Source organism: Prevotella sp. AM42-24 (genome assembly GCF_003461825.1).
In the GTDB taxonomy this organism is placed as follows: domain Bacteria; phylum Bacteroidota; class Bacteroidia; order Bacteroidales; family Bacteroidaceae; genus Prevotella; species Prevotella hominis.
In genome coordinates this window covers 1-17,621 of record NZ_QTXV01000012.1, presented here as the reverse complement: position 1 = coordinate 17,621, position 17,621 = coordinate 1, and the positions used below count along the sequence as shown (strand labels likewise).

Below are 17,621 nucleotides of genomic sequence, written 5' to 3'. Positions count from 1 at the left end.
ATTATATTTATTTCAAAGGAATGGGAAAATTCCATGCTATATCCAAGCAGAATATCCCATTACCTTTCTACTGAAAAGTTCAAAAACTATATATTTTCATCTTAATCGATAATTCTTACACCACCCTTGTCTGCAGAACTTACACTCTGAGCGTATGCACGCAAAGCCTTGCTTACCACACGGTTACGCTTCAAAGGCTGCTGAGGACGGGCTGCCAATTCTTCATCAGACAACTTCACGTTGATAGAACGGCTTGGAATATCAATGACAATGATATCACCATCCTTGATCTTACCGATATTACCACCTGCAGCTGCTTCTGGAGAAATATGACCGATACTCAAACCTGAAGTACCACCAGAGAAACGCCCATCAGTAATCAGGGCACACTCCTTGCCCAAATGGCGACTCTTGATGTATGAAGTAGGATAAAGCATCTCCTGCATACCAGGACCACCCTTAGGACCCTCATGAGTGATAACCACACAGTCACCAGAGTTTACCTTTCCATCAAGAATCCCCTCACAAGCATCCTCCTGAGAATCGAAGCAAACAGCAGGACCCTCAAAGTGCCAAAGTACAGGATCCACACCCGCAGTCTTCACTACGCAACCATTCTGGGCGATATTACCGAAGAGAACAGCCAGACCACCATCCTTGGTGTAAGCATGTTCCAAGTCACGGATACATCCATTCTCGCGGTCAGTATCAAGACTCTCCCACTGAGCATCCTGACTACCCATTTGAGTAGAGAATTTTCTGCCAGGTGCAGAATGATAGATTCTATCTGCCTCTGGATCAAGCTCAGAACCAGTGATATCATATTTCTTCATCTGCTCATCGAGTGTCTTTCCATCAACACGCTTTACGCTACCATTGATCAAGCCACCCTTGTTCAACTCATTCAGGATACCCATGATACCACCCGCACGATTGCACTCCTGAACACTATATTTCTGAGTATTTGGAGACAACTTGCAGAGACAAGGAACCTTACGGCTCAACTGGTCGATATCCTCCATCTTGAAGTCAGTACCAGCTTCCTGAGCAACAGCCAAAAGATGAAGCACCGTATTGGTACTACCACCCATTGCGATATCGAGAGTCATTGCATTGAGGAAAGCATCACGTGTTGCAATATTACGTGGCAATACGCTCTCATCACCATCCTCATAATAAGCATAAGCATTCTTCACTACCTGACGAGCAGCATCCTTGAAGAGTTGGATACGATTCTTGTGGGTTGCCAAGATTGTACCATTTCCTGGGAGACTCAAACCAATAGCCTCAGTCAGTGAGTTCATAGAATTGGCAGTGAACATACCCGAACAGCTACCACAACCAGGACAAGCACATTGCTCAATCTGCTTCATTTCCTCATCAGAAACACTGGTATCAGCACCCTTAATCATAGCAGTAATCAAGTCAGCATTCTCACCCTTCCAACGACCAGCTTCCATAGGGCCACCAGAGCAGAATACAGTAGGAATGTTCAAGCGCATAGATGCCATGAGCATACCAGGAGTCACCTTATCACAATTAGAGATGCAGATCATGGCATCAGCCTTATGAGCATTGACCATATACTCTACAGAATCTGCGATAATGTCACGGCTTGGCAAAGAGTAAAGCATTCCGTCATGACCCATAGCAATACCATCATCTACAGCGATGGTATTAAATTCGGCTGCATAGCAACCCATTGCCTCTATTTCCTTCTTGACAATCTGACCGATTTCATGAAGATGAGTATGACCAGGCACAAACTGTGTAAAGCTATTCACAATAGCAATAATTGGTTTGCCAAACTGCTCATGTTTCATACCTGCAGCTACCCAAAGTGCACGGGCACCTGCCATTCTTCTGCCTTCAGTACAGACGCTACTTCTTAATGGATGTTTCATATTGTTTTTATATTTTCAATTTTGACTGCAAAGATACTGAGAATTTATGTAATAACCAACAAATTTCACATAAACTTTCATTTTATTGCGAATTTCGTAACATAAATCAACGATTTGCTTTCGATTTATCACAGAAACTACACATTTTCGTTAGAATTGAGCATTCAAATAAACTAAAAACACAAAAACTATAACCTAAATCTTCTATATTATTTCACTCCTCCTTGGATTGTACCTCACATCAATTATGAACATACGATCACAGGAACAGAAAAAACATCCGAAGGAATAGAAAGTAACATCAGATGGAACAAAAAAATCCTCAAGGCAAAAAACCTTGAGGATTTATATGTTTGATAGAAAAAATTCTAATCAATGCGTTTATTACTCAGCAGCGTTGTTGTCGTTGAAAGTAGAAACGCGGTTGAACTCAACCTGCTTGAAGAGCTTGTCTGTTGCGCCCATACCCTTAGTTGTCAAACGATTTGCAGCAATCTTGTACTTCTTAACCAATACATTCTTAACTGCATCAGCACGCTTCTCTGAAAGCTTCTGGTTCAACTCCTTAGGACCCTCTGGAGAAGCATAACCCTTGATCTCGACATTAGCCTCTGGGTGATTCTTCATATACTGAGCGATCAACTCGATGTTAGGCATCTGGCTCTTCTCTACGTTAGACTTGCCCTGCTGGAACAATACAGTAGGCTGCAAGTTTGTAGCTGTAGCTGGCTTTACATACTTAGGCTTCTTGTTGCACTCGTCAAGAGCGTTCTGAAGATCCTTGATCTGCTTGTCCTTAGCTGAGAGCTGAGAATCCTTGTTATTCAAATCGTTGCGGAGGTTGTTGATCTGGCTGTTCAAACCATCGATCTCAGACTGATCACGGAGCTGAGCGATTGTGAAGTTGTGAGAACCATTAGAGTTCTTGAACTTGTAGATGAAACCAGCGTTCAACTGGAAGCCAGACTTGTTGATGTTATAAGCAACACCCTCATAACCATCACCATTCAAAGCCCAGTTCATAGATGGCTCTACATAGAACTGCCATGCCTTGTCAGCACCGAAGTTAACTGCGAAATCGATACCAGCCTTAGAAGTCAAAGCATTCCAGTTATCTGTTGTACCGAAAGAGTGTGCCCAACCAAGACCATAAACAGGGATAACCTCGAATGTACGTGGCTGACCCTTGTAACCAGCAAACCAGTTGCTCAAGTTTACAGTACCAATCAAGCTTGTGTTCATATAACGAACTTTAGTCTTTGATGGATATGCGTTGTGATCGTTGAAGTAAACATTGCTCTCAGCAGCCAAACCGAATACTGGAGTAAACCAACGACCGATACGAAGACCAGCATTAGAGTTGAGGTTGTTCAACCAACTGTGATTTGTAGTCTTTGTCATTACACCGCCATTAACACCGATGTAGAAGTTGTCAAAAGTCTTGCTTTCAGTAACAGTCTGAGCTGATACTGATACTGCCATAGCTGCGGCAGCAAACAATAAAACTAACTTTTTCATGTCTCTCTAAAATTTATTAAATAAAATTATTAAATATCACTATAATTCTTCATGCAAATACTGCACAAATACTTATTTCGAGTGCAAAGTAATAAAAAAAAACTTTAACTACCAAATATTTTCCACTAAATTTTGCATTTCAACCTATAAAACATGCAAAAAAGCCAATATTCATTCCTTTTTCGGACAATCCTATCAGTTTTCTTGCATATTCTATATCGGTTTTATGAGATATATGCACACCTCATAAAAGGTATCCTTTCAGAAAAAAAACTACAAGGCCCAGACATTCGATTGGCGAGGACCTATTTCGATTTCCTTTTGAGTCAAACCGGACAGTTTCAGCTTCAGTGTTCGCGGCAAAGAATTGACAATTTTCAGCCATACCTTTCCCGACTTACTGTCTTTCACGACACTGACGCCCACATAGCGTTTCAAGACCTCCGGCAACTGCAAATCAGAAGCGATATAAACATCACCACTATGTACGGAGAACATCTTCTGCACCTGATAGCTTTCTGTCGCGCGTACCTTATTATTATTAAAGTACATCATATCCGGATTCCAGTTGGCATAACCATCCTTGCAAAGCAGAGGTGCATAAGAGGCCATTTCCACCACATCGCCATTACGTTCCACATTACAGAGATGAATACCTTCTGCCAAGGCACGGTCCACCTCATTATTTCCATTGGCTGCATATTCACCGAGATATACCTTAGGCATGCTACGGTCATAATGGTCGTAATAGTCCTGATGATTGATAAACCAACCTGGTTTTTCGTAATAATGCTCATCTACCGCATCAATATACTGTCGGTTTTCCTTAGCAATCTTCCAGCCTTCCACATAATCTGAAGAAGGATAATGGAAAGGTCCTACCGTTCCCACCACCTCGATATCAGGATATTTCTGCTTCAATGCCTTGCATATCATCAGATAACGCTCCTTGAATGTCGTAGAAATCAGGTCTTCGTTTCCGATTCCAATCATCTTCAGATTGAAAGGAGCCGGATGTCCTGCATCAGCACGCATCTTGGCCCATGAAGAAGTGGCAGGATCTCCATTCGCCCACTCCACCAGGTCGAGTACATCCTGTACATACTGTGGCATCTGGTCCATCGGAATACCTCCCTGCTGTCCGCAGAGTCCTTGCGCATTAGGCTGTGAATTCTGACAAGGTACACCCGCTGCCAATACCGGCAATGGCTCTGCACCCATATCCTCGCACCATTGGAAATACTCATAGAAACCGAGTTGTCTGGTCTGATGATAATTCCAGAGATTTCTGGCTGGTTTGCGATCCTTCAAGGGTCCTACCGTTTCCTTCCAATGATAGATATTGTCCAGACCCTGTCCATGCAACATACAACCGCCAGGGAAACGAACAAACTTCGGTTTGAGTTCTGCGATTTTCTCTGCCAGATCCTTGCGGAGTCCGTGACCTTTATAAGTATCATGAGGTTTCAGACTCACGAGATCAATACCCACCTGAGTCTCTCCCTTTGGAATAAGGGCAAAGCGGATGCCTTTACCCTCTTCGAGATTTCCCTGATATTTATCAGTAATGACCAGTTGCGCCTTATATTCAGACCACTCATTGCCAACAACCTTCACCTTAGCCTGTGATATAACATCCCCCGCTTCATCAACCAAAGCTACCATGAGTTGCTTATTCTTTCCATTCAGGCAACGAGCATACAAACTCACGTCATAATAAGAAGCAGCATGCTTTCCTTCCTTCTTCGCATCACGAGCACCTCGCAGGATAGAAATGCCATCCCATCCTATATTATAAATAGGTGTAGCACCCAACACCGCATAGTGAGGATTATTTTTGCTCACTCCGTTTTCTACGGAAACAGAAGACAAGTCCACTCCCTGCCAAGCAGTCGTTGCATTCCACGAATGCTTTCTATCATCCTTGTTGTATTCAAAATCACCGTTTTGAAGAAGTTCGGCACACAATCCGCCATCAGCAGCCCGACTGATATCTTCAAAGAAAATACCAATCAACTTATCTGAGATACGCTTCGTTTGTTTTCCGTCAACCACCAACTTCGCCTCTATCCTGTCGCTCTCATCCATCTGAGTAAGAACAGCCTTTTCACCATGCATGGCAACCTGTCTGTCATTATATTCCTTGACAAGCGCAGCCAGTTCCTGATTTGTTTTTGGAATCTGACGGTTATTTTCCCGATTCTCCTCATCCAAGGCCTTAAACCAAGCACGGATATAATTCAGGTGAACAGCAGGTATTTCAAACTCATCACCCTTCTGCATTTTACCATTGATCAGTACCGAATCCTTATCCCATAGGATTTCATCGGCAGAAGCTTCCAAGGAATCTTCCACAAAAGTACGGAAATCCTGAGAAGCCTGCACGTAGCGTTTTCCCTTTGCCGTCTTGATATAGATATCAAAATTACCATCTTCCATCTGGTAAGCAACAGGAGATTTCACTCCTTTCTCGGCTACAATGGGATAATCCTGCGGGCGCCATGTCACCAAATCTTCGGAATAAGCCACTGCAAACTGCGGAAACAATTCTCCCACACTCCACAAGGCACGCCAAGTTCCATCATTGGCCTGTACAACAGAGGGACTGTACATCTTCTTACCCGATCCCCAAGGACCATAATCAGAAGCACAAAGTTGTCCTACTTCGATCCATTTTTCATTATCTGACAGATACGCCAAATGTAATCCCTGGGTAGGATCAGGAGAATACAGGAACACCTGACAGGTCGTATCCTTACCCATCACGGAATAGGCAGGAGCATTCTGCTCATCCCAGAAGGCAGGATTACCCTTAGGATTCAACTTGCCACTCGCCATCAACGAGGTAAAGGAAAGTATAGCTGTAGAAGCCAATAAAATTTTATGGTTCATCTTCATTGATTTATGTTTTTAATAAGAGATATATCTACAAAAAAGGGGCCGAGTGCATCACTGCGCCCTACCCCGACCAAATTAGAGAGTTATAAAAAATCAAGTATTTGTTAAGCTTACTTGTTTCGCTTACAAGTATAAGTTGTTTGATACTTGTATTTCTTTTTAGTATGGGGCTGCCTTGTCTGTAATAGCTATCAGACTCAGACCTCACCCCTACTTATAATATTCTTTTTTGCCAGCAGCGAGGGTATTCTTCATCAAAGAACAGATCGTCATCGGTCCTACACCACCAGGAACCGGTGTGATGAAAGAACATTTCTCTGCTACTTCATCAAACTTCACATCACCATTGAGACGGAAACCGCTCTTTTTAGTTGCATCAGGTACACGCGTTGTACCCACATCGATCACAACAGCACCCGGCTTCACCATATCAGCCGTTACGAAATCCGGTCTGCCGATAGCAGCGATGATAATATCAGCCTCACGACATTCCTCCTTCAGGTTCTTGGAATGAGAGTGACAGACCGTTACCGTAGCATCACCATACTGCTTTTGCATCATCAGTTGAGCCATAGGCTTGCCAACGATATTGCTACGTCCGAGCACCACGCATTTCTTGCCACTGGTCTCGATATGATAATGCTGCAATAAGGTAAGAATACCCAATGGAGTGGCAGAAATGAAACAAGGAAGACCGATTGCCATTCTACCCACATTGACAGGATGGAAACCATCCACATCCTTGCGATAGTCTATCGCCATCGTCACCTTCTGCTCATCAATATGCTTAGGCAAAGGCAACTGTACGATGAATCCATCCACATCATCATCCTGATTGAGTCTGTCAACGCAAGCCAGAAGTTCCTCTTCTGTTACGTCATCTTCAAATCGGATCAGCGTAGATTTAAATCCACACTTTTCACAAGCCAAGACCTTGTTTTTCACATAGGTCTCACTACCTCCGTCGTGCCCCACGAGCACGGCCACGAGATGAGGTTGCTTGCCGCCTTGCGCTACTATCTGCTTCACCTCCTCGGCTATCTGTTCCTTGATGGCGGCTGCTGTCGCCTTTCCGTCGATTAGCTGCATTTGATTCAATATTAAATGTTAAGTATTTAATCACATTCCCGGCATCTTAGGCATACCTGGCATACCCTTCATGCGGCTCATCATCTGAGTCATCTTGTTGCCAGTCATCATCTGCATCATCTTGCGGGTCTGATCGAACTGCTTGATGAGCTTGTTCACATCCTGGATATTGGTACCAGAACCCTTGGCGATACGCTGACGGCGGCTGGTATTCAGAATACCAGGATTTGAGCGCTCCTTAGGAGTCATACTCTGGATAATAGCCTCAACCCCCTTGAAAGCATCCTCAGGGATATCAACATCGCGGATAGCCTTGCCGACTCCAGGAATCATGCTGGCCAAATCCTTGATGTTACCCATCTTCTTGATTTGCTGAATCTGAGCATAGAAGTCATTGAAGTCGAACTGGTTCTTGCGAATCTTCTTCTCCAACTTCTTAGCCTCTTCTAAGTCAAACTGCTCCTGAGCACGTTCTACGAGTGAAACCACGTCACCCATACCGAGGATACGGTCTGCCATACGAGCAGGATGGAACACGTCGATGGCTTCCATCTTTTCACCAGTACCGATAAACTTGATAGGCTTGGTTACCACTGTACGGATACTGAGTGCAGCACCACCACGGGTATCACCATCAAGCTTGGTAAGTACAACGCCATTGAAATCCAAGCGATCATTAAACTCCTTCGCTGTATTGACAGCATCCTGACCAGTCATGGAGTCAACAACAAACAAGGTTTCATCCGGGTGCAAATGATTCTTCAGATTACTGATCTCATTCATCATCTGCTCATCGATGGCAAGACGGCCGGCAGTATCGACGATGACCACATCATTGCCATTGGTCTTAGCCTGCTGGATGGCATGATCAGCAATCACGCATACATCCTTGTTGTCAGGCTCAGCATATACAGGAACTCCCACTTGCTCACCTACCACCTTCAACTGGTCGATAGCAGCAGGACGATATACGTCGCACGCTACGAGCAATGGTTTCTTTCCCTTCTTGGTCTTCAGCATATTAGCGAGCTTACCACTGAAGGTAGTCTTACCAGAACCCTGCAAACCACTCATCAGGATAATAGCAGGATGGCCTTCGAGCTTCAAAGGAGCCTCTTCGCCTCCCATCAACTCAGCCAACTCATCGTGTACCAACTTCACCATCAACTGTCCTGGCTTCACGGCAGTAAGCACGTTCATACCCAGCGCCTTTTCCTTCACAGAGTTGGTAAACTCCTTGGCAACCTTAAAGTTCACATCGGCATCCAAAAGTGCACGACGTACATCCTTCATGGTTTCAGCCACGTTGATTTCAGTTATCTTACCTTCACCTTTCAATATTTTGAAAGAGCGCTCTAATCTATCACTTAAATTTTCAAACATGTTTAATTCTTCTTTATATTTTGGCTACAAAATTACAACTTTTTTCCGAATTTCCATGTATAATTTATCATAAAAAATACCAATTCAAGAACATCATGCCTTGTTTTTCGGACAATCGAGTATATTATAGCCATTTTATCACCTCTATTTCAGGGATTTCCCATCATTTTCCTCCAATTCCGGGACACTTTCCTCTTCTTTTTTCATACCGGGAGGAGAAAGCTGTATCTGCTTGCCCGTAGCCTGTTCATAGGCAGAGACTATCGGGTCTTTCTTGTCATATTCACCCAATATTTTCCGGGCATTCCGCAAATGTTTCTGATCGCGACGACCACGACTGTCCAACATATTCCCCAAGTCAATACCGATACCAGTAGTTCCAGAGCCTATCATACTTGCAGCCTGCTGCACCTGGTCTTCCATATCCTTGACATGCTGCTGGTCTTTACCCCAGACTTCCACAGTTCCCAACTGCGTACTCTCAGGAATCAGAAAAACCGTATCAGGCAATTCCTTCAGATAAACAGTCGTCTTCAAGAAGCCAGACTTCGAAACCGTGGCACTATCGAACTGATATTTCATAGACCAGTATCCCCGATAGTCCGTACGCGCCCAATGGTTATTATTGGTATGGATAAGAGCCTCCCTGATAGGCACATGATCTTCCGCATTGGCAACAACACATGTCTTTTGCGCCATCACCTCCACGAACGTCACGAATGCCATCAAGACCCATATAATCAATCTCTTCATAATCGTAACATTTAGTTATCACAAAAGTACATAATTACTTGAAAACGACCAAACATAAACACAGAAGTTTAAAAAGTTTAAGGAGAATTAAGGGAGAACACACAAACAAAAAAAGAGCAAGGTCATCAAAACGCCTTGCTCTTATATACGATTCTATCAATCACAATATGATAGAGAATTCCTTATTCATTTTCAGCCCCAGTAGTACCACTCTTCTCAATACGTTTAGCCTCCTCAAGCAACTTGATGGCATCCACATACTGAGCAATACCCTGAGCCACTTCCTTGGCAGCCTTCATGGCTAAGACCACAGTCTGAGGACGGTGAACCACATCACCGCCTGCAAAGACACCACGACGGGTAGTCATACCAAACGGACGGTCAACAACCTTAACATAGCCCTTCTCATCCACCTCAATACCAGCTGTAGTAGAAACGATACGGTTTGCAGGACGAGAGCCGATAGCCAGATAGATTCTATCAAATATCTCTACCTTCTCCCCATCAGGCGTGTTCAGCACACAACTGCCCAAGCGTCCGTTCTTACCTTTCAGGAAAGCTTCAACAGTAGTTTTCCACTCAAACTTCACACCTTCTTTCACAGCATCCTCATATTCGCTCTGAATGGCAGGCATCTCCTCCTGAGTCTTACGATAAAGCACTGTCACATCAGCACCCAGACGAATAGCCGTACGGGCAGCATCCATGGCCACATTACCACCACCGATCACACCCACCTTCTCGCAATCACGCAAAGGCACCATATCTCGTGTCAGGGCACCCTCATTGTAAGCATTCACATTATGGAGGAAATAAGTACTCTGACTTACACCATGCAACTTGCTTCCAGGAGTAGAATCCATATTCTGAGGCACATTCGTACCCGTTCCCATAAAGATCGCATCATATCCTGCACGGAAAAGACTGTCGATCGTTACATTGTTCTCGCCTACCATACAATTGGTAATAAACTGAACGCCCAATGCCTCGATTTTGCTCACCTCATCGCGCACCACACTCTTTGGCAGACGATACTCAGGAATACCATACATCAAGACACCACCCGGTTCAGCCTGACCTTCAAAGATGGTTACATTGAAGCCCTGACGAGCCAAATCACCGGCAACCGTCAAGCCAGCCGGACCCGAACCGATGACAGCCACACGACCACGAGTCTTCTGAGGAAGTTTCTCACGAGACAACTTCATCTTCGTATCGAAATCAGCAATAAACTGCTCCAGTTTACCAATCTGTACCGGTTTACCCTTCTTGCCCAAGACACAATGACCCTGGCATTGCTTCTCATGAGGGCAAACACGTCCGCAGATAGCAGGCAAGTTGCTCTTTTCATTGATGATAGACATGGCAGCTCCCATATTACCCATCGACAACTCGTGTACGAATTCAGGAATGTCATTTTCTATCGGACATCCTTTACGGCACTGTGGGACCTTACAATGAAGACAACGCTTAGCCTCCTCGATTGCCTCACGGGTAGAAAAGCCCTCGTTTACAACCTGGAAAGCAGCTGCTGGCTCATTGGCAGCAGAAACAGGAGCATCCGTAGCCTTGTTATTCTGTTGTTCTATCTGTTCACTCATAATATTTTTCTTTTTTTTGATATTGAACTTCACTACTCTTCATTTAGATAGTTTGCGGGTGCAAAGTTACGAATCATCAATGCTCCTTGATTTCAATATCCTCCCTTACATGGTTACGAATCTTCGTCAGGAAGAGTTTCATGCGTTTGGCATCCTTGTGATCGATGATATCTATCAACTCTGCCAACTCTTCACGTATCTGAGAAACCTGTCCCGAAGTATAAGGATTGAAAAGGATTTCCTGCAAGAGATAATCATCCTCATTCAACACACCCTTGGCTATCTGCATGTGGCGCTTAAAGGTAGTACCAGGTGCATCTTGATGCTTCATCACAGCCGCAAAGGCAAAGGTGCTGACAAAAGGAATACTCAGCGAATATGCCACCGTCTGGTCGTGCTCATCAAAAGTATATTCATGCAGACTCAATCCCAACTTCTGATACAAGTCCTTAAAGAAGATCTTGCCCATGTAGTCGCCCTCCTTGATGATGACCGCATTCTCCTCTGAAAGTTGATTCAGATTGGCAAACGTAGGACCAAACATCGGGTGCGTACTGACATAGCGGAATCCGCTCTTCTCATAAAACTCCTGTAAACCCGTCTTCACGGAAGCTATATCACTGATGATACAATCCTTCGACAAATGAGGCAACACCTCTTCGAAAGCAGACAAAGTATATTTCACCGTCACCGCATTGATGACCAGTTCCGGACGAAACATCTCTACTTCCTCCATCTTGGTGAAACGGTAACAGTTGTAGGTAAAACGAAGGCGCTTAGCATCCTTCTCATATACTGCCACCTCATGATCGAAGCTGAGCAGGTCGATGAAAAAACTTCCCATCTTACCTGCTCCCATGATTAATATTCTCATTTTAATTCTTCACTCTTCGTTCTTCACTCTTCACTTAAATATTACTTCTGATTCAAAATTTCCAACTGCTGGCGAACACTTTCCTCATGGATATGCTCGAAGATCTGGGCAGCAAACTCAGAGCTCATACCACAAAGGGCAGCCTGTGCACCGCGCTTGTCCAGAATTTCATTGTAACGGTTGGTCTGTACGATGGTCATATTGTGCTCCTTCTTGTAAGTACCTATCTCACGGCAAACACGCATACGCTTAGCCAAGAGATCCATCAACTGGTTGTCCAACTCATCAATCTGACCACGCAACTGATGCAGACCTTCAGTAGAATAATGCTCATCACGAACCACCAAGAGACTCAGGATGTAATCCAGAACATCAGGAGTAACCTGCTGCTTAGCATCACTCCAAGCATCATCAGGCTGGCAGTGACTCTCCACGATCAAGCCATCAAAACCAAGGTCCATTGCCTGCTGACAAAGTGGAGCGATCAAATCACGACGACCACCGATATGGCTTGGGTCACAGATGATAGGCAACTGTGGAATGCGGCGATGCAACTCAATAGGAATCTGCCACATAGGAAGATTTCTATAAATCTTTTTATCAAAGCTGGAGAAACCACGATGGATAGCACCCAACTTCTTGATACCAGCCTGATTGATACGCTGGAGAGCACCGATCCACAGCTCCAAATCAGGGTTTACAGGGTTTTTCACCAATACCGGTACATCCACGCCTTTCAAACTGTCAGCAAGAGACTGCATCGCAAAAGGATTGGCAGAAGTACGTGCACCGATCCATAGAATATCGATACCATACTTCAAGGCCAGCTCCACATGCTCAGGTGTAGCCACCTCAGTAGCAGTCAGCATACCGGTTTCCTCCTTCACCTGCTTCATCCAAGGCAAAGCAGCCTCACCATTTCCCTCAAAACCGCCTGGTTTGGTGCGAGGCTTCCATACACCAGCTCTAAACATATGGCAACCCTTAGCAGCCAGCTGTCTTGCTGTTGTCATAACCTGCTCTTCTGTCTCTGCAGAACATGGACCTGCAATCACACAAGGGCGTTCCTGATCACTAGGAAAATTCAATGGTTCTAATTCTAATTCCATAGTCGTATATTTTAATTATTTTTATTTCTTTTCAAACACACTCTTGATTCTTTCAAGTGCCTCCTTCATTTTCTCATCCTTAGCACACAGGCTGATACGGACATAGCGCTTTCCGTTGCTTCCAAAGATGAAACCAGGGGTGATAAACACACGGGCTTCATGGAGCACCTTCTCCGTCAAATCCTCTACATCTGCATACTTTTCCGGAATTTTTCCCCAAAGGAACATACCCACCTGATTCGGATCGAAAGTACAATCCATCACCTTCATGATTTCCTCTGCGATATCACGGCGACGGCGATAGTTCACGATATTATACTCATGATGCCATTCATCGCTATTCGTATTGAAAGCCTCAGCAGCAGCCAACTGAATACCACGGAACGAACCGTTGTCGATATTACTCTTCACTTTCAGGATCCAGGAGATGAAAGTCTTATTGCTGGAGATCATCGCCACACGCCATCCTGGCATATTATGGCTCTTGCTCATAGAGTTGAACTCAATACAGCAGTCCTTTGCCCCAGGCACCTGCATGATACTCATCGGATGCTCATTCAGCACAAGCGAATAAGGATTGTCATTCACCACCACGATATCATGCTTCTTGGCAAATTCCACCAATCTTTCGTAAGTTTCCATGCGGGCATTTCCACCCGTTGGCATATTCGGATAGTTGGTCCACATCAGCTTCACGCGACTCAAGTCCATCTTCTCCAAAGCCTCAAAGTCCGGCTGCCATCCATTATCCTCACGCAGATCATAATAAGTAATCTTGGTACCCAATATCTTATTAATGGCAGTATATGTAGGATAACCTGGATTAGGAATGAGTACCTCATCACCTGGATTGCAGAATGCAAGCGTTACGTGCAGGATTCCCTCTTTGCTACCGATAAGCGGCTGAATCTCCGTAGCCCAGTCAAGATCCACATTGTACCATCGCTTATAGAAACCCGCCATTGCCTTGCGCAACTCAGGTATGCCCACGGTAGGCTGATAACCATGTGCATCAGGGCGCTGTGCCACCTCACACAATTTATCAATGGTCTGCTTAGAAGGAGGCATATCCGGACTACCGATCGCAAGACTGATAATATCCATTCCTTCGGCATTCAACTTGGCCACTTCCTTCAGTTTTCTACTGAAGTAGTATTCTTGAATTTCCGTTACTCTATTCGCTGGCTGTATCATTTTATCTAATGTTTATTTTTAATGTTCAATGTTTCATGTTAAATTGCAAGAGCATACGAATTCTTCACTCTTTCTCCTCATATTCCCCTAACACCTTGATTTTCTTCACCAGAGGAGTAATTGCATCAATACTCTGGCGGTATCGGGTAAGGTTGTCGAAAGTCAAATCGACATAGAAGAGATACTCCCATTCGTGTCCGATATTAGGCAAAGACTGAATCTTCGTCAGATTGATATCATAGAAACTCAAGATGGTGAGCACTTTGGAGAGAGAACCCTTGTCGTGAGAGAGGCTGAACACGATGCTCGCCTTGTTGGCTTTCTCTATCGGACGAAGCAGTGCAGCCTTCTGCGGATTGCAAACCACGAGAAAACGGGTAAAATTGTGCGGATTATCGTGGATACCTTCCTGCAGCACCTTCATGCCATACATCTGAGCAGCATAAGAAGAGCAGATAGCCGCCCACCCTCTCACATGGTGTTTAGCAATATAAGCTGCCGAACCCGCCGTATCCTCAGCCTCCACCGCCTTCAAGTCGGGATGGTTGGCAAGAAACTTACCGCACTGCATCAAAGCTACAGGATGAGAGTGAACCTCTTGGAGCGTACTCCAATCATCCTCCGGAAGACAACAGATACTATGTTCGATGTGCAGCCTATGCTCACCCACCACAGTAGTACCACTCTGTCGTAGCAACTCATAATTGTGAAGCAAACTGCCAGCAATGGTATTTTCGATGGCAGTGATGCCGATGACAGTAGGATCACGCTTGATGTTCTCAAACACCTCTTCGAAGGTAGCACAACAAATCAACTCTATCTGCTCGCCCTCGAAATACTCATGCGCAGTAATGTCATGAAATGATCCTAACTCACCTTGTATTGCTATTCTCTTCATTGCCTCTTTTTCTTTTATTAGTTTGAATATTCTCAAGACTCATCCAGAAGAAGACTCTTACGAAAAACGGTCCTGCTCCATATAGAGCGGGACCGTTTCGATAGATTTCTTAATCTTATATCCTAAGTTGAAATTTACACGCAACTTCCCGCTTTACAATTGCTTGCAAAGTAAAAGTAAAAGCTAAAATAGTACGCATTAAACTTCATATTCTTTCTTGTTTTAATTGTTTGATATTATACGCTTGCAAAAGTAGTGTTTTTTTCTGATACCACCAAACAAATTGATAGTTTTTTCTACATTTTGCTTATATTTTTCGATAAATCCCCTACTTTCAACCGATTTTTATCATAAAAATACGTTTTTTATCTACAAAACTTGTATTTTATCTGCAATGTTCCTTACCTTCAGCTTTAAATTCCCCCGTCACAGCATCCGCCTCCTGAGGATTCATTTCCAGGTAACTCTGCATATCTTTCTCCGCATTCACCTTGTCACCCTTTGCCAGATAGATTGCACCACGCTCTTTGAAAGCGATGGCAGAGAATGGGTTCACGTCTATTACCTTATTATAATAGGAGATAGCATCATCCATCTTTCCCTGAGCCAGCAGAATACGAGCCTCCAGGAGGAGCACCTCCTCTACAGGCTCCTCCAACTGTTCAAGAAGCCAGGCAGCATCTTCCTCTGCACCCTTCACATCACCCAACTTCAAAAGCGTTTCGCCACGCAGCAATCTGGATTGTACCGCCTGCGCCAAACCCTCCTGCTGCTTTTCAGCCAAAAGAATACTCTTCGTCAGCATGGCAATGGTATTGATCACATCACCCTGTCCCAAGCAAGCCTTGGCATACAGGAATAGCAGATGAGCATCATCCTTGTCGATGAGCATCCCCTTCTCACAGGCATGTGACATCGCCCCATAATCCTCCATCATATAAGTCACCTCAGCCATACGAACAAAAATCTGCTTGTTATCCGGCTGAGCTTCCGACAATTTGCGAAGCTGATCATAAGCCTGCGCGAGTTCACCTTTCTGGATAAGAGCCAGAGAAAGAAAATCACGCACCTCCAAAACCTCCTGGTCCTCTTTGGAAGCATCCCCCTCTTCATCTACCTGTTTAGCCAGCAAAGCATTGGTCAGACACTTGATGGCATAATCCATCTGTCCCTGATGCATCGCCCGCACACCATCATATTTCAGCACCTCGAAATTCTTGGCAGACTGATCTTCCTTCTTATCTTCAGACGACTCACTTTTGCCGCCAAAAAAACGCTTAAAAAATCCCATAAAGTCTATGTTTAAGTCAATGATTATTTTAATAAAAACACGTTTAAATTCCAATTCTACTGGAAAAACCCTTGCAAAAGTAATGTTTTTCCACGATTATTCCAAATTTTCACATCAATACTTTGTCGTTTTAAATAATATTCATACCTTTGCAGTCGAAAAAGAAAGAAGAAAATTAATTTTAATTTATATAATTTTTCAAAACAAAGAATAATACGACGACATGAAAAGTTTATTTTTGATGATTGCCACCTTGTTGGTTAGCGGATTCGCAAAGGCACAAACCAACGCACAGGTCCTGTATGATTTCGGTTCTGACCGTAAGTTCGTAACCCTCACCCTTGAAATGTTCAAGCAGGACAAATGGGGTAACACCTATTTCTTCGTGGATCATGATTTCAATCTGAATCAGATGACAGACCCAAATACGGGCAACAAGTACGCACACAACATGTCACAAGGTGGAACTTATACCGAGATTTCTCGCGCCCTCAACTTTTGGCAGAACTCTAAATTGAAGAATTTGAGTCTCCATGCCGAGTATAATGGTGGTATTTATAAGGATTATCCTATCAACAATGCATGGCTTTTCGGTGTAGAGTATTTCATGCACGACAAGAGTTTCAAGAACACATTGACTTTGCAGGCACTTTATAAGACGATTCGCAAAACAGACCAGAATGTCCCAATGCAGTTTACAGCAGTATGGGGTTGCAAAGATATCTTTGGTGTAAAAGGTCTGAACTTTAGCGGTTTTGCCGATTTCTGGTGGGAGAACCACAGCTCATTCAAGGACAAGCATGGCAATTTGAAGTTTAACGATGAGGGCGAAGTTGCTTTCACCGCCGAGCATACCGTCTTCACATCAGAGCCTCAGCTTTGGTATAATGTAGGCCAGCATTTCGGCTGCAACAATCTGAGCGTAGGTGGCGAGGTAGAGATCAGCAATAATTTCGGTTCCAATGCTGGTTTCATGGTTCGACCATGCTTAGGCGCCAAGTGGGATTTCTAACACACAAAAGAAATTTTGATATAAAAAAAACAATGAAGCCTGCCAGATTTGCTTTGGCAGGCTTCCCGTTCTCATCCAGACCACCCTCGTAGCAGAT

At 44.1% G+C, this 17,621-nt stretch carries 13 protein-coding genes; 1 reads left to right on the top strand and 12 read right to left on the bottom strand.

Annotated features, from left to right (window positions below):
• Positions 1 to 101: 101 nt before the first annotated feature.
• The 12 genes from ilvD to DW917_RS05800 all read right to left on the bottom strand — a co-directional run bounded on the left by ilvD (position 102) and on the right by DW917_RS05800 (position 16,512).
• Entirely contained in the window at positions 102 to 1,904 is a 1,803-nt protein-coding gene (ilvD, locus tag DW917_RS05855) for a dihydroxy-acid dehydratase (protein WP_022111274.1), read from the bottom strand.
• Between the two features lie 384 nt (positions 1,905 to 2,288).
• A complete protein-coding gene (locus DW917_RS05850; protein WP_118117111.1) occupies positions 2,289 to 3,422 on the bottom strand; it encodes an OmpA family protein in 1,134 nt (377 codons plus the stop codon).
• 273 nt (positions 3,423 to 3,695) lie between these two features.
• Entirely contained in the window at positions 3,696 to 6,320 is a 2,625-nt protein-coding gene (locus tag DW917_RS05845) for an alpha-L-arabinofuranosidase C-terminal domain-containing protein (protein WP_370453517.1), read from the bottom strand.
• Between the two features lie 210 nt (positions 6,321 to 6,530).
• Positions 6,531 to 7,409, bottom strand: a complete 879-nt coding sequence (gene folD, locus DW917_RS05840) for a bifunctional methylenetetrahydrofolate dehydrogenase/methenyltetrahydrofolate cyclohydrolase FolD (protein WP_118117110.1) — start codon at positions 7,407 to 7,409, stop codon at positions 6,531 to 6,533.
• Between the two features lie 30 nt (positions 7,410 to 7,439).
• A complete protein-coding gene (gene ffh / locus DW917_RS05835; RefSeq protein WP_118117109.1) occupies positions 7,440 to 8,792 on the bottom strand; it encodes a signal recognition particle protein in 1,353 nt (450 codons plus the stop codon).
• Between the two features lie 144 nt (positions 8,793 to 8,936).
• Complete coding sequence (locus tag DW917_RS05830) at positions 8,937 to 9,545, bottom strand: hypothetical protein (protein WP_147344121.1); 609 nt, start codon at positions 9,543 to 9,545, stop codon at positions 8,937 to 8,939.
• 182 nt (positions 9,546 to 9,727) lie between these two features.
• Positions 9,728 to 11,146, bottom strand: a complete 1,419-nt coding sequence (locus DW917_RS05825) for an NAD(P)-dependent oxidoreductase (RefSeq protein ID WP_233524646.1) — start codon at positions 11,144 to 11,146, stop codon at positions 9,728 to 9,730.
• 76 nt (positions 11,147 to 11,222) lie between these two features.
• Positions 11,223 to 12,020: a prephenate dehydrogenase/arogenate dehydrogenase family protein gene (locus DW917_RS05820; RefSeq protein WP_118117107.1), complete on the bottom strand. Its 798-nt coding sequence runs from the start codon at positions 12,018 to 12,020 to the stop codon at positions 11,223 to 11,225.
• 41 nt (positions 12,021 to 12,061) lie between these two features.
• Positions 12,062 to 13,129, bottom strand: a complete 1,068-nt coding sequence (locus DW917_RS05815) for a bifunctional 3-deoxy-7-phosphoheptulonate synthase/chorismate mutase type II (RefSeq protein ID WP_118117106.1) — start codon at positions 13,127 to 13,129, stop codon at positions 12,062 to 12,064.
• A 21-nt stretch (positions 13,130 to 13,150) separates the two neighbouring features.
• Positions 13,151 to 14,323: a pyridoxal phosphate-dependent aminotransferase gene (locus DW917_RS05810; protein ID WP_118117105.1), complete on the bottom strand. Its 1,173-nt coding sequence runs from the start codon at positions 14,321 to 14,323 to the stop codon at positions 13,151 to 13,153.
• A 64-nt stretch (positions 14,324 to 14,387) separates the two neighbouring features.
• Positions 14,388 to 15,221 (bottom strand): prephenate dehydratase, encoded by an 834-nt coding sequence (locus DW917_RS05805; RefSeq protein ID WP_022111264.1) that lies wholly within the window; start codon positions 15,219 to 15,221, stop codon positions 14,388 to 14,390.
• Between the two features lie 385 nt (positions 15,222 to 15,606).
• Complete coding sequence (locus tag DW917_RS05800; RefSeq protein WP_118117104.1) at positions 15,607 to 16,512, bottom strand: lipopolysaccharide assembly protein LapB; 906 nt, start codon at positions 16,510 to 16,512, stop codon at positions 15,607 to 15,609.
• A gap of 223 nt (positions 16,513 to 16,735) precedes the next feature.
• Between DW917_RS05800 and DW917_RS05790 the strand changes: the two genes are divergently transcribed.
• Entirely contained in the window at positions 16,736 to 17,524 is a 789-nt protein-coding gene (locus DW917_RS05790) for a DUF5020 family protein (RefSeq protein ID WP_118117102.1), read from the top strand.
• Positions 17,525 to 17,621 lie beyond the last annotated feature (97 nt).

Coding starts and splice junctions, on each gene's coding strand:
- ilvD (WP_022111274.1), bottom strand. CDS start 1,904: ATGAAACATCCATTAAGAAGTAGCGTCTGTACTGAAGGCAGAAGAATG.
- DW917_RS05850 (WP_118117111.1), bottom strand. CDS start 3,422: ATGAAAAAGTTAGTTTTATTGTTTGCTGCCGCAGCTATGGCAGTATCA.
- DW917_RS05845 (WP_370453517.1), bottom strand. CDS start 6,320: ATGAAGATGAACCATAAAATTTTATTGGCTTCTACAGCTATACTTTCC.
- folD (WP_118117110.1), bottom strand. CDS start 7,409: ATGCAGCTAATCGACGGAAAGGCGACAGCAGCCGCCATCAAGGAACAG.
- ffh (WP_118117109.1), bottom strand. CDS start 8,792: ATGTTTGAAAATTTAAGTGATAGATTAGAGCGCTCTTTCAAAATATTG.
- DW917_RS05830 (WP_147344121.1), bottom strand. CDS start 9,545: ATGAAGAGATTGATTATATGGGTCTTGATGGCATTCGTGACGTTCGTG.
- DW917_RS05825 (WP_233524646.1), bottom strand. CDS start 11,146: ATGAGTGAACAGATAGAACAACAGAATAACAAGGCTACGGATGCTCCT.
- DW917_RS05820 (WP_118117107.1), bottom strand. CDS start 12,020: ATGAGAATATTAATCATGGGAGCAGGTAAGATGGGAAGTTTTTTCATC.
- DW917_RS05815 (WP_118117106.1), bottom strand. CDS start 13,129: ATGGAATTAGAATTAGAACCATTGAATTTTCCTAGTGATCAGGAACGC.
- DW917_RS05810 (WP_118117105.1), bottom strand. CDS start 14,323: ATGATACAGCCAGCGAATAGAGTAACGGAAATTCAAGAATACTACTTC.
- DW917_RS05805 (WP_022111264.1), bottom strand. CDS start 15,221: ATGAAGAGAATAGCAATACAAGGTGAGTTAGGATCATTTCATGACATT.
- DW917_RS05800 (WP_118117104.1), bottom strand. CDS start 16,512: ATGGGATTTTTTAAGCGTTTTTTTGGCGGCAAAAGTGAGTCGTCTGAA.
- DW917_RS05790 (WP_118117102.1), top strand. CDS start 16,736: ATGAAAAGTTTATTTTTGATGATTGCCACCTTGTTGGTTAGCGGATTC.